Raw genomic sequence first — 12,585 nt, 5'->3', positions numbered from 1 at the left:
GGTCGTCGGGGAGGAGGGCGGGGAGGTCCGTACGGAGGGCCGCGGCGCAGCTGGGTTCCAGCACCACCACGGGGGCCCGGACGTCGCCGACGGCGGTCAGCGTGCGGCGGAGCACCTTGCGGGCGCGGTCGAGGCGGCCGGTGGAGACGTAGGTCAGGGCGCAGCAGACGGTTCCGCCGGGTACGGACACCGTCAGGCTCGCGGCCTCCAGGACCCGTACCGCTGCGCGGCCGGCCTCGGGGGCGAGGTGCTCCGTGAAGGTGTCGGGCCAGAGGGTGACGGTGGGGGCGGCCGTGGGTGCGGTGCCCTGCGGGCGGCTTCCGGGCTCTGCCCGGACCCGCGCCTCGATCTCCCCCGGACTCCGTCCGGGGGTACCCCCGGGCGGGGCGGCAAGGTGCCCCGGCCGGGCCGGAAGGTTCGGGGCGGCCGGGCGGTGCCCGGACGGCAGCGCATCGCGCCGGGCCGCAGCACGGGCCCGCCACCAGCGGCTGAACGGCTCGGCCGCCAGGGGCGGCACGTCCCGCTCCCGCGTCAGGCCCGGGACGGGAAGCAGGCGGGCGGCCGTGTTCACGACGCCCGCCATCCGCAGCGCGGCGATCAGGCGGAGCCAGGTCGGGAGGCCGCCCAACGCGTAGTGCGCAAGCGGGCGGATGCGGCCCGACCAGTGGTGGTGCAGGAACTGCGACTTGTACGTGGCCATGTCCACGCCCACCGGGCAGTCGCTGAGGCAGCCCTTGCAGCCCAGGCACAGGTCCAGCGCCCCGGCGACCTCCGCCGAGCGCCAGCCGTCCCGCACGATCTCCCCCGCGAGCATCTCGTGCAGCAGCCGGGCCCGGCCACGCGTGGAGTGCTGCTCCTCCCCGGTGGCCCGGTACGACGGGCACATCACCCCGGGCCCGCCGCCGACGTCCGTGGTGCGGCACTTCGCGACGCCGACGCACCGTGCGACCTCCCCCGCGAACGGCGTGGCCGGCAGCACCGCGAAGCGGAGGTTCTCGTCGAGCCGGGCGGGCCGGACCAGCATCCCCGGGTTCATCCCGCCGGCCGGGTCCCACACGTCCTTGTACGCGCCGAAGAGCCCGATCACCTCCGGCCCGTACATGCGCGGCAGCAGTTCGGCCCGCGCCTGTCCGTCGCCGTGCTCCCCCGACAGCGATCCGCCGTGCGCGACGACCAGATCGGCCAGCTCGCCGGAGAAGGCCCGGAAGCGGGCCACCCCGGCCGCCGAGACGAGGTCGAAGTCGATGCGTACGTGCACGCAGCCCTCGCCGAAGTGCCCGTACGGGGATCCGCGCAGCCCGTGCGCCGCCAGCAGCGCGCGGAACTCCCGCAGGTACGCGCCCAGCCGGGCCGGCGGCACCGCGCAGTCCTCCCACCCCGGCCAGGCCATCTCGCCTCCCGGCAGCCGCGTCGCCGTGCCCGCCGCGTCCTCACGGATCCGCCACAGGGCCCGCTGCCCCACCGGGTCGGTGACCACCACCGCGTCGAACGCGTCGGCGCCCCGCACGAGCTCCCGCGCCGCGGCCTCGTCCCACATCTCCACGAACAGCCAGGCCCGACCGCGCGGCAGTCCCGCGGCCCCGCGCACCAGGTCCTCCGCCATCCCCTCCACCGTCAGCGGCCGGTACGGGAGCAGCCCGGCGGCCGCGTCCGCCGCCGCGCTCTCGTCGGCGTACCCGAGGACGGCCAGGACCGGCGCGCGCGGCGCCTCCACCAGGCGCACGACGGCCTCGGTCACCACCCCGAGCGTGCCCTCGCTCCCGCAGAAGGCCCGCGCGAGCTGCACCCCGCGCTCGGGCAGCAGCGCGTCCAGGCCGCCGTAGCCGGAGATCCGCCGGGAGAAGCCGCCGCCCATCCCGGTGCGCAGGAGGGCCAGGTTCCCCTCGACCAGCTCCCGCAGGCCCCGCGGCGCCCCCGACCAGCCCGTCCCGATGCGGTGCGTGGCGCCCCCGTAGGCCGTCACCGCGAGCTCGGCCACGTTGTCCGCGGTGGTGCCCCAGGCCACCGAGTGGGCGCCGCACGCATTGTTGCCGATCATGCCGCCGAGGGTGCAGCGGGAGTGCGTGGAGGGGTCGGGCCCGAAGGCCAGCCCGTACGGGCGCACCGCGTCCCGCAGCCGGTCGAGCACCAGGCCGGGCTGGACCACGGCGGTGCGGGCGGCCGGGTCCACCGACACCAGGGCGTTCATGTGCCGGGTGAGGTCGAGGACCACTCCGGTGCCGGTGGCCTGGCCGGCGATGGAGGTCGCGCCGCCGCGCGGGACGACCGGGACGCCGGCCGCAGCGCACACGCGGAGGGCGGCCGCCACGTCCTCGGCGTCGCGCGGGGCGACCACGCCGACCGGGACGCGCCGGTAGTTGGAGGCGTCCATGGTCGCCAGTGCCCGGGCGGCGGCCCCGAAGTCCACCTCTCCGCGCAGCTCCGCCCGCAATGTCCGTTCGAGTTCCCCGGGTGACGTCACGCTCCCACCCTCGCACCGTTCGGCTGCGTCTCATCGGGTGGACGCGCCTCCAAGGGGCGGACCTGGACCGGATACGCTCCGCTCGTGGCTGAGATCCAGATTCCCGCTGACATCAAGCCCGCCGACGGACGCTTCGGCGCGGGCCCCTCCAAGGTGCGGACCGAGGCGCTGGACGCCCTCGCCGCCACCGGTACCTCCCTGCTCGGAACCTCACACCGCCAGGCCCCGGTCAAGAACCTGGTCGGCTCGGTGCGCCAGGGCATCCGGGACCTCTTCTCCCTCCCCGAAGGCTACGAGGTGATCCTGGGCAACGGCGGCTCCACCGCCTTCTGGGACATCGCGACCGCCGGGCTGATCGAGCGGAAGTCCCAGCACCTCACCTTCGGTGAGTTCTCCTCCAAGTTCGCCAAGGCCGCGAAGCTCGCGCCGTGGCTGGACGAGCCGTCCGTGATCTCCTCCGAGCCGGGCACGCACCCGGACCCGGTGGCCGAGGCAGGCGTGGACGTGTACGCGTACACCCACAACGAGACCTCGACGGGTGTCGCGGCGCCGGTCAAGCGCGTCGCGGGCGCCGACGCCGGTTCACTCGTCCTGGTGGACGCGACCTCGGGCGCCGGCGGTCTGCCGGTGGACATCACCGAGACGGACGTCTACTACTTCGCCCCGCAGAAGTCCTTCGCCTCGGACGGCGGCCTGTGGCTGGCCGCGTTCTCCCCGGCCGCCCTGGAGCGCGCCGCCCGCGTGCACGCGTCGGGCCGGCACATCCCGGAGTTCTTCTCGCTGCCGACGGCGATCGACAACTCGCTGAAGAACCAGACGTACAACACCCCGGCGCTGGCCACCCTCTTCCTGCTGGACCAGCAGCTGGAGTGGATGAACAGCCAGGGCGGCCTGGAGTTCACCACCGGCCGTACGGCGGCCAGCGCGCGCAACCTGTACGGGTGGGCGGAGGCGTCGAAGTACGCGACCCCCTTCGTCGTGGACGCCGACAAGCGCTCCTCGGTCATCGGCACGATCGACTTCTCGGACGACATCGACGCGGCGGCCGTCGCCAAGGTGCTGCGTGCCAACGGGATCGTGGACACCGAGCCGTACCGCAAGCTGGGCCGCAACCAGCTGCGCATCGCGATGTTCCCGGCGATCGACCCGGCCGACGTGCAGGCGCTGACGGCCTGCATCGACTACGTGATCGAGAAGCTCTGACGATGCGTACCGAGGCCCCCGGTGACGTGAAGTCGCCGGGGGCTTCGGCGTTCCCGGCCTCTCCACGGGTGCGGGAACCCCGGCCGGTCACACGCGGTTTCGGCCAGCGTCCAAGCTCAAGTACACGGAAAATCGGCATTCCAGTTGGCGCCGCGGAACACCGTGCCGGGCAGGGCCCAGAAGTGCCCGCCGGGGTGGGACCCGCCTTCGGGTCGCCGATGAGTTCAAGCCATTCGGCGGTCGCGGGCCGGCGAAAGAAGTTGATCCGACCGAGGGGGCGACGCCTACTGTCGCCCCAGGTCAAGGACCCGATCACGTGGCAGCTCGCCGGTCCGCCGCTCGTCGGCCGACCTCCAGTGGACCGGACTCGTCGATTGACCCGGTGAGGACGGCCCACGAGCTGCCGGCCGCCGCTCCCGCGACGCCGGGCCGCCCCCTCCCGCGGCCGGGCGTCCGGAGCGGCGGCGCCTTCGCGTTCCGGGCCTCCACGCGGTCCTTTTCACCTCCCCGAGACCGGCCATGCGGGCATGCGGGAGCCCGACTTCGCCCAGCCCCCGGGCGCGGCCCGGTACGAGGCGGCAGGGCCGAGCTGCGCCCGATCGCCCGCGGCGGCAAGCTCACCCCCGACCGCCACCGGGATGCCGGCGTCGCCGTGTTCGCGCACCTCACGGGCGAGGCCCGGTCCCGTACGCGATACCTTCAGGGGTCCGGAGGGCAACTCTTGAAGGCGGCACAGCGTGGAGGCAGCGGCGTGAGCGTGCGAGTGACGGCGGCACAGAGCGGCGTGGACCCCTTCGGCACGGCCCGGCTGCGGCGCGGGGTGCTCGACGCCTGGGGCGCGGGTCCGGCCCGGTTCCGCGAAGACGCCAACGCCGAGGAGGACCTCGCGCTCGGCGGCTACCGGGACCGCCTCGTCATCGAGCTGGCGCAGAACGCCGCCGACGCCGCGGCCCGGGCCAAGGTGCCCGGCCGGCTGCGGCTCACCCTGCACGAGGGCGAGAACGGCCACGCGCTGCTGGCCGTCGCCAACACCGGTGCCCCGCTGGACGCGACGGGCGTGGAGTCGCTGAGCACCTTGCGCGCCTCCGCCAAGCGGGAGCCCTCCGGGGACAGCGTCGGCCGCTTCGGCGTCGGCTTCGCGGCCGTCCTGGCCGTCTCCGACGAGCCCGCGGTGCTCGGCCGGCACGGCGGCGTCCGCTGGTCCCTGGCCGAGGCCCGCGAGCTGGCCCGGGAGGCCTCCGTCGGCAGCCCCGGCCTCGGCGACGAACTGCGCCGCCGCGACGGCCACGTCCCGCTGCTGAGGCTCCCGTTGCCCGCCGAGGGCACCGCCCCCAACGGCTACGACACCGTCGTGGTCCTCCCGCTGCGCGACGCCGCCGCCGAGGACCTGGTGGAGCGGCTGCTGGCGGGCATCGACGACGCCCTGCTGCTCACCCTGCCCGGGCTGCGCGAACTGGTGGTGGAGACCCCGTCGGGCGGCTCCCGCGCGTTGTACCGCCGCGACGAGGGTCCGTACACCGTCATCGAGGACACCACCGCCGCCGGCACCCGCACCAACCGCTGGCGCACCGTCCGCCACGGCGGCCCCATCGAGCGCGCCCTGCTCGCCGACCGGCCCGTGGAGGAACGGCTGCGGCCCGCCTGGGCGGTGTCCTGGGCCGTGCCCGTCGACCCCGACGGCGCCCCGCTGCGCCCGGCCACGGCACCCGTGGTGCACGCGCCGACCCCCACCGACGAGCCCCTGGGCATCCCGGCCCTCCTCATCGCGACCCTGCCGCTGGACACCACCCGCCGGCACCCCGCGCCCGGGCCGCTGACCGACTTCCTGGTGGAGCGCGCGGCCGACGCGTACGCCGAACTCCTCGGCGCCTGGGACCCGGTGAGCACCGGCCTCGTCGACCTGGTCCCCGGCCCGCTCGGCAAGGGCGAGCTGGACGGGGCCCTGCGCGCCGCCGTCCTCCGGCGGCTCCCCCGTACGGCCTTCCTCGCGCCGGCCGCGCCCCCCGAGCACGCCGAGGAGCGGGCCGCCCTGCGCCCCTTCGAGGCCGAGGTGGTGGAGGGCGCGGGCGCCGACACCGTACGCGTCCTCGCCGAGGTCCTGCCGACGCTGCTGCCGGCGGGCCTGGAGCGCCGCGCCGAGCTGCGCACCCTGGGCGTGGGCCGGCTCCCGCTGGGCGACGCCATCGAGCGGATCGCGGGCATCGAGCGGACCCCCGAGTGGTGGCACCGGCTCTACGACAGCCTCGCCGGGGTGGACCCCGACCGGCTGTCGGGCCTGCCCGTGCCGCTCGCGGACGGCCGCACGACGATCGGGCCGCGCCACGTCCTCCTCCCGTACGCGGACACCCCGGCGGACCTGGCCCGGCTGGGGCTGAAGGTGGCCCACCCGGACGCGGCGCACCCGCTGCTGGAGAAGCTCGGAGCCCTGCCGGCCACGGCGCGGGCCGTGCTGACGACCCCGCAGGTGCGGGCCGCCGTCGCCGGCTCCCTCGACGCCGGGGAGATCTGGGACGAGGACGCGGACGCCCTGGACGCCGACGAGCTGGCCGAGGTGGTCCTGGGTCTGGTCCGGGAGGCCGATCTGGCGCCGGGCGACGAGCCCTGGCTGGGCGCGCTGGCCCTGCCCGACGAGGACGGGGAACTGGTGCCGGCCGGCGAACTGCTGATGCCGGGCTCGGCGCTCGCCGCGGTCATCCGCGAGGACGAGGTCCCGTACGTGGACGCCGATCTGGCGCAGCGCTGGGGCGAGGGCCCGCTCACCGCCTGCGGGGTGCTGGCGGCGTTCCAGCTGGTGCGTGCCACCGATGTGGTGCTCGACCCGGACGAACTGGAGCCGCGGGAAGGGGACTTCGCCGAGCCCGACGACGCGGGGCTGCTGGACGCGGTGGACGTGTGGTGCGAGGACCTGCTGGACCAGCTGCCGGACACCCCGGTCCCGCCGGTGGCGACCGAGCTGGTCGCCGTACGGGACCTCGACCTGGTCGACGACGACTGCTGGCCGCAGGCCCTGGCGATGCTCGCGCAGCCGCCGCTGCGCGACGCGCTGACCCAGCCCGTACGGGTGCTGCTGCCGGACGGCACCACGCAGTCGGTGCGCTCGTACACCGCGTGGTGGCTGCGCGACCACCCGGTGCTCGACGGCCGCCGCCCGGCGGGCCTGCGGGCGGCGGGCGGCGACCCGCTGCTGGCGGGCCTCTACACCCCGGCGGACGCCACGGGCTTCGAGGACGAGCAGGTCCTGCGGGCGCTGGGCGTACGGACGACCGTGCCGGCCCTGTTGGACGAGCCCGGCGGCGCGGCCGAGCTGCTGGCCCGGCTGGCCGACCCGGAGCGCGAGGTGACGGGCCGGCAGCTGCACGGCCTGTACGGGGCGCTGGCCGACCTGGACCCCGAGCAGGTCACCCTGCCGGACGAGCTGCGCGCGGTGGTGGACGGCGAGGTCCGGGTGGTGGACGCGGCCGACGCCGTGATCGCGGACGCGCCGGACCTGCTGCCGCTGACGGCGGGGCTCCCGCTGCTGCCGGTGCCGCCGGCCCGCGCGGCGGACCTCGCGGAGCTGCTCCAGGTGCGCCGCCTGTCGGAGACGGTCCCGGCGGAGGTGACGACGCCGGGCGAGGAGCACGAGGTCCCGGAGTCGGTGCGCGTGCTGCTGGGACCGGCCACTCCGGCGACGTACGTCGAGCACGAGGAGCTGGTCGCGGGCGGCACGGAACTCGACTGGCGCCGCACTCCCGACGGCACCCTCCACGCGTCCACGCTGGAGGGCGTGGCGGCCGGTCTCGCGTGGTCGGCCGGCCAGTGGCCGCGCCGCTTCGAGGTGGCGGCGCTGCTGGAGGACCCGTCGCGCACGGCGGAACTGGCCCGCGACCGCTGGTTCGACTGATGGGCAACTCCGATGCGGCCGCCGTCCTCACCACCTCCGACCTGGACGGGGCGATGCGCGCCGTGCGCACGCTGCTGGACGTCGCGGACACCGCGGACGGCGAGGTCGACTTCGAAGCCGTGGTCCGGTCGCCGGACGTCCTGGGGCGCGTGGGCCAGGTACTGCCCGGCCTCGTGTGGTGGTCCATGGCCGGAAAGGCGGACGGCTCGTCCGAGGCCGGCGACGATCCTGCGGACTGCCTGCCGATCCGGGTGTTCGACTGGTGCCGGCCGCTGGAGAGCGCCGAGCCGTTCATCGCGGCGCTCGGGCCGGATCCCGCTGCCGTCCGGTGGGACCTGGCCGGCTGGCCCGAGGCCCCGGAAGCCGGACTGGAGAGGGTCTCGCAGAAGTACGCGTACCTGACGCTCTCGGTGAACTCCCGGGATCTCTACCAGGACGATCTGTCCCCGGACCACACCGTGCACGTGCACGTGCGCAATGCGGTGCACGACACCGCCCGCATCCGGTGGCTCGCCGACCGGGTGGGCGGCCGGTTCACCGGGCGGGTGGAGTCGGCGCCCCTGTGACGCGACCGCCCGGACTCACTGGTCCAGCGGCAGCAGCAGGGGGCGCTTCGCGGTGCGGCCGTCGCCGGAGGAGCGGCCGCGCAGCCGACGGCCCAGCCAGGGGCCGAGGAACGCAGCGGCCCAGCGCAGTTCGGCCGCCAGGGCCGATCCGGGCGGGGTGGCGGCCTGCGGCGGCAGCGGGTGGGTCCAGGTGTCGTCCCTGCCGGGCAGGCCGACGGCGTGGGCGAGGGCGGCGGCGATGCGTTCGTGGCCGAGGGCGCTGGCGTGCAGCCGGTCGGTGGTCCACATCCGCGGGTCGGCGACGGCTTCCGGCCGGGCGGTCTCGGCGACGGTGACCCCGTGCCGGGCGGCCGCCTCGCGGATGCGGTCGTTGAGGTCGGCCAGGCGGGGTCCGAGGGGCCGGGCGAGGGGCACGATCCGGCCCAGGTCGGGAAAGGTCACGGTGGCCACGTGCGCCCCGGCGGCCGTGAGCGCGGCGAACATCTCCTCCAGGTGGCCCGCGACCTCTGCCGCGTCGAACCGGGGCCGCAGCACGTCGTTGACCCCGGCGACGACGGTGGCGATATCGGGGCGCAGGGCCAGGGCGGGGCCCAGCTGCCCGGCGCGGACCTGGCCGGCCAGCCGTCCCCGCACGGCCAGGTTGGCGTACTGCAGGCCGGGGTTGACGGCCGCGAGGTGCCCGGCGAAGCGGTCGGCGAAGCCCCGTAGGCCCGTGGTGTCGTCGCCGTCGCCGAGGCCTTCGGTCTGGCTGTCGCCCAGGGCGACGTAGCGCAGGAACTCACGGTCGGTCACTGGTGGTCCGCCTCTCTCGCAGGATCGCCGCGCTGCGGCGGCACCAGTCGCGGTGGCCCTGCTCGAAGGCGATGCCGCGCAGGCCGGTCAGGTACCCGCCGATCCGTTCGCCGCGGAGCAGGTACTCCTCCTCGTCCATGTCGCCGCGCATCTTGCGCAGCACCCTGCCGAGGAGCTCGATCTTGGCTTCGGCCGCGGACGCCCGCTCTTCGAGCTGTTCGATCACCGGCGCGATGCCGATCCGGTCGGCGTTCTGGACCTTGACGAGGAGGTCGTCGCGGATGACCAGCGGCTTCGACGCGGCCGCGGCGAAGTCCTCCAGCTCGGCGCGGCCGGCTTCGGTGACCTGGAACAGGCGCTTGTTGGGCCGGGTCTCCTGGACCACCTGGCGGCCCTCGACCAGCCCGTCCTTCTCCAGCTTGGCCAGCTCGGCGTACAGCTGCTGGGGGGAGGCGTGCCAGAAGTTCGCGACGCCGATGTCGAACGACTTCGCCAGTTCGTACCCGCTGAACTCGCCGTCCAGCAGCGCCGCCAGTACGGCGTGTCGCAAGGCCATCGCAGCGGCCCCCTTCCGTTTCCTCGCCCTCCCCCGCATCATACTCATGAATATGACTACTCAATTTCTTGAGTATGAGGAGGGGCCATGAAGGAGCACCAGACCGCCGAGCGCTTTCGCGCCGCGGTGGAGAAGCGCGACGCCGCCGCCCTGGAGGACCTGTTCACCGAGGACGTCCGGTTCTACAGCCCGGTGAAGTTCACCCCCTTCGAGGGCCGACCGATGGTGCTGGGCCTCTTCGGGGTCCTGCTGCGGATCTTCGAGGACTTCCGCTACGTCGGCCACTTCGAGGGGACGGCCGAGACGAGCACCGACGGCACGGAGGCCCCCTCGGCGATCCTGGCCTTCCGCGCCACGGTGGACGGCAAGCAGATCCACGGCATCGACCTGCTGCAGTTCGACGGGGCGGGCCGGGTCAAGGAGTTCACCGTGATGGTCCGCCCCCAGTCCGCCGTCCAGGCCCTGGGCCAGGCGGTCCTGACCGGCCTGGTCGCCGAGGGCCTCGCCTAGCGGGCCCTAGGCCAGGAACCTGCGGTTCACCCGGCGGAAGGTGAACTCGATCAGGGTCGCGGCGGCCGCGGCGACGGCCACCGCGATCCAGGGCATCGTCGTGCCCACCAGCTTGAGCTGGAAGAAGTCCTGCAGCCACGGCACCACGAGGACGATCAGGAAGGCGCCGCCCATCGCGCCGACCAGGCCCACCCGCCACCACGTGTACGGGCGGGCGATGATCGCCAGGACCCACATCGAGGTCAGGAACAGCGTGAGCGTCGCCGCGCTGGTCTCGGCCTTCAGGGCTTCCGGGCCGGTGTAGTAGTGGCGGGCGATCAGGTACGTCACGAAGGTGGCCGTTCCCGCGATCGCGCCGCCGGGGATCGCGTACCGCATCACGCGTTTCACGAAGTGCGGCCGGGCTCGCTCCTTGTTCGGGGCGAGGGCCAGGAAGAAGGCCGGGATGCCGATGGTGAGCGTGGACAGCAGCGTCAGGTGGCGGGGCAGGAAGGGGTACTCGACCTGCGAGCACACCACCAGGATCGCGAGCAGGACCGAGTAGACCGTCTTCGTGAGGAAGAGGGTCGCGACCCGGGTGATGTTGCCGATGACGCGGCGGCCTTCGGCGACCACCGAGGGGAGGGTCGCGAAGCTGTTGTTGAGCAGGACGATCTGCGCGACGGCGCGGGTGGCTTCCGAGCCCGAGCCCATCGCGACGCCGATGTCCGCGTCCTTGAGGGCGAGCACGTCGTTCACGCCGTCGCCGGTCATGGCGACGGTGTGGCCGTTGGACTGGAGGGCCCCCACCATGTCCCGCTTCTGCTGCGGGCTCACCCGTCCGAAGACGGAGTTCTCGTCGAGGACCCGTGCCATGTCGGCCTGCTCGGCCGGGAGCTTGCGGGCGTCCACGGTGTTTTCGGCGCCCGGCAGCCCCAGCTTGCCGGCGACCGCGCCGACGGAGACCGCGTTGTCGCCGGAGATGACCTTCGCCTTGACCTTCTGGTCGTCGAAGTAGCGCAGGGTGTCGGCGGCGTCGGGGCGCAGCCGCTGCTCCAGGACGACCAGGGCGGTCGGCCTGACCCCGGTGGCGACGGCCTCGTCGTCGAGCTCGCGGCCGGAACGGGCCAGCAGCAGGACCCGCAGGCCCTGCTCGTTGAGCTCGTTGATCTCCTCGAGGGCCGGGTCCCCGGCCGGGAGCAGCACGTCGGGGGCGCCGAGCAGCCAGGTGTTGTTCTCGCCGTCGCCCTCGCTGAAGCTGGCACCGCTGTACTTGCGGGCGGAGGAGAAGGGCAGGGACTCGGTGCAGCGCCACTCCGCACTGTCGGGGTAGGCGTCGATGATCGCCTGGAGGCTGGCGTTGGGCCGCGGGTCGGATTCGCCGAGGGCGCCGAGGACCTTCTTGACGTACGCCGCCTCCGCTCCGCCGAGCGGGCGCAGCTCGGTGACGTCCATGCCGCCCTCCGTGAGGGTGCCGGTCTTGTCGAGGCAGACCACGTCGACGCGGGCGAGGCCCTCGATGGCCGGCAGCTCCTGGACGAGGCACTGCTTGCGGCCGAGGCGGATGACGCCGATCGCGAAGGCCACGGAGGTGAGGAGGACGAGCCCCTCGGGGATCATCGGGACGATGCCGCCGACGGTGCGGGCGATGGAGTCCTTGAGGTTGTTCTCCTTGACGAGCAGCTGGCTGACGATCAGCCCGATGGAGGTCGGGATCATCATCCAGGTGACGTACTTGAGGATGGTGGAGATCCCGGAGCGCAGCTCGGAGTGGACGAGGGTGAAGCGGGAGGCCTCTTCGGCGAGCTGGGCGGCGTAGGCCTCGCGGCCGACCTTGGTGGCGGTGAACGCACCGCCCCCGGCGACGACGAACGAGCCCGACATGACCTGGTCGCCGGGCTTCTTGAGGACGGGGTCGGCCTCGCCGGTGAGCAGGGACTCGTCGATCTCCAGCCCCTCGGCCTCGCCGACGGCCCCGTCGACGACGACCTTGTCACCGGGGCCGAGTTCGATGACGTCGCCGAGGACGATCTCGGAGGTGGAGATCTCCGCGGTGCGGCCGTCGCGGCGCACGCTCGGTTTGGCCTCGCCGATGACGGCGAGGCCGTCGAGGGTCTTCTTCGCGCGCAGTTCCTGGATGATGCCGATGCCGGTGTTCGCGATGATCACGAAGCCGAAGAGGCTGTCCTGGATCGGCGCGACGATCAGCATGATCACCCAGAGCACGCCGATGATCGCGTTGAAGCGGGTGAAGACGTTGGCGCGGACGATGTCGACGGTGGAGCGGCTGCTGCGGACGGGGACGTCGTTGACGTCGCCGCGCGCGACGCGCTCGGCGACCTCGGCGGTGGTCAGCCCGCCCGGCTTGAACCGGGGCGCGGGCAGCTGCACCGGATGGACCGGATCGAGCTCCGCCCCCGCGTCGATGGCGGCGCCGGCTCGCTCCGGCCCGTCCCGATCGATCTTCGCCCGCTGCGTCATGCCTTCGACGTTAAGCGGGGTTCGAACGGTTCACCCGCCGAGTGGCGGGAAGATCCGACCTCGGGATGACCCGAATCGTCCCCTGGTAGGGGACGATTCGGGTCATCCCGAGGTCGGATCTTCCCGCCACTCGGCGGGTGAACCGTTCGAACCC

At 74.0% G+C, this 12,585-nt stretch carries 8 protein-coding genes; 4 read left to right on the top strand and 4 right to left on the bottom strand.

The window, feature by feature from the left end; genetic code table 11:
* On the bottom strand, nucleotides 1-2,461 hold a 2,461-nt coding region (locus tag PV721_RS34405), incomplete at its 3' end, for an FAD-binding and (Fe-S)-binding domain-containing protein (RefSeq protein WP_416371245.1).
* 84 nt (nucleotides 2,462-2,545) lie between these two features.
* On the opposite strand from PV721_RS34405, the gene serC reads away from it, so the two are divergent.
* From serC to PV721_RS34390, 3 genes are all read left to right on the top strand, one after another.
* On the top strand, nucleotides 2,546-3,664 hold the full coding sequence (gene serC / locus PV721_RS34400) for a phosphoserine transaminase (protein ID WP_319731330.1): 1,119 nt from the start codon (nucleotides 2,546-2,548) through the stop codon (nucleotides 3,662-3,664).
* Between the two features lie 751 nt (nucleotides 3,665-4,415).
* Nucleotides 4,416-7,547 (top strand): sacsin N-terminal ATP-binding-like domain-containing protein, encoded by a 3,132-nt coding sequence (locus tag PV721_RS34395; protein ID WP_319731328.1) that lies wholly within the window; start codon nucleotides 4,416-4,418, stop codon nucleotides 7,545-7,547.
* Entirely contained in the window at nucleotides 7,547-8,113 is a 567-nt protein-coding gene (locus PV721_RS34390; protein ID WP_319731326.1) for a hypothetical protein, read from the top strand. The genes PV721_RS34395 and PV721_RS34390 overlap by 1 nt, the downstream gene beginning before the upstream one ends.
* 15 nt (nucleotides 8,114-8,128) lie before the next feature.
* On the opposite strand, the gene PV721_RS34385 is transcribed toward PV721_RS34390, so the two are convergent.
* Both PV721_RS34385 and PV721_RS34380 read right to left on the bottom strand, forming a co-directional pair.
* Nucleotides 8,129-8,905: an SGNH/GDSL hydrolase family protein gene (locus tag PV721_RS34385; protein ID WP_319731324.1), complete on the bottom strand. Its 777-nt coding sequence runs from the start codon at nucleotides 8,903-8,905 to the stop codon at nucleotides 8,129-8,131.
* The gene (locus PV721_RS34380) at nucleotides 8,892-9,461 is read right to left on the bottom strand and encodes a PadR family transcriptional regulator (protein ID WP_319731322.1); all 570 of its coding nucleotides are present in this window, start codon (nucleotides 9,459-9,461) and stop codon (nucleotides 8,892-8,894) included. Before PV721_RS34380 ends, PV721_RS34385 begins: the two co-directional genes overlap by 14 nt.
* A gap of 87 nt (nucleotides 9,462-9,548) precedes the next feature.
* Between PV721_RS34380 and PV721_RS34375 the strand changes: the two genes are divergently transcribed.
* Nucleotides 9,549-9,971: a nuclear transport factor 2 family protein gene (locus PV721_RS34375; protein ID WP_319731320.1), complete on the top strand. Its 423-nt coding sequence runs from the start codon at nucleotides 9,549-9,551 to the stop codon at nucleotides 9,969-9,971.
* Between the two features lie 6 nt (nucleotides 9,972-9,977).
* Here the strand turns inward: PV721_RS34375 and PV721_RS34370 are convergent, their stop codons facing one another.
* Nucleotides 9,978-12,431: a cation-translocating P-type ATPase gene (locus PV721_RS34370; protein WP_319731318.1), complete on the bottom strand. Its 2,454-nt coding sequence runs from the start codon at nucleotides 12,429-12,431 to the stop codon at nucleotides 9,978-9,980.
* Nucleotides 12,432-12,585: the final 154 nt, after the last annotated feature.

This window comes from Streptomyces sp. MB09-01 (assembly GCF_033794505.1).
GTDB lineage: Bacteria > Actinomycetota > Actinomycetes > Streptomycetales > Streptomycetaceae > Streptomyces.
Note: the sequence above shows the minus strand (reverse complement) of the source record. Positions and strands in the feature narration are given on the sequence as shown.

Excerpts from the sequence above, each read along its gene's own strand:
- PV721_RS34390 (WP_319731326.1), top strand. The coding sequence starts at position 7,547 with ATGGGCAACTCCGATGCGGCCGCCGTCCTCACCACCTCCGACCTGGAC.
- PV721_RS34380 (WP_319731322.1), bottom strand. The coding sequence starts at position 9,461 with ATGGCCTTGCGACACGCCGTACTGGCGGCGCTGCTGGACGGCGAGTTC.
- PV721_RS34375 (WP_319731320.1), top strand. The coding sequence starts at position 9,549 with ATGAAGGAGCACCAGACCGCCGAGCGCTTTCGCGCCGCGGTGGAGAAG.
- PV721_RS34370 (WP_319731318.1), bottom strand. The coding sequence starts at position 12,431 with ATGACGCAGCGGGCGAAGATCGATCGGGACGGGCCGGAGCGAGCCGGC.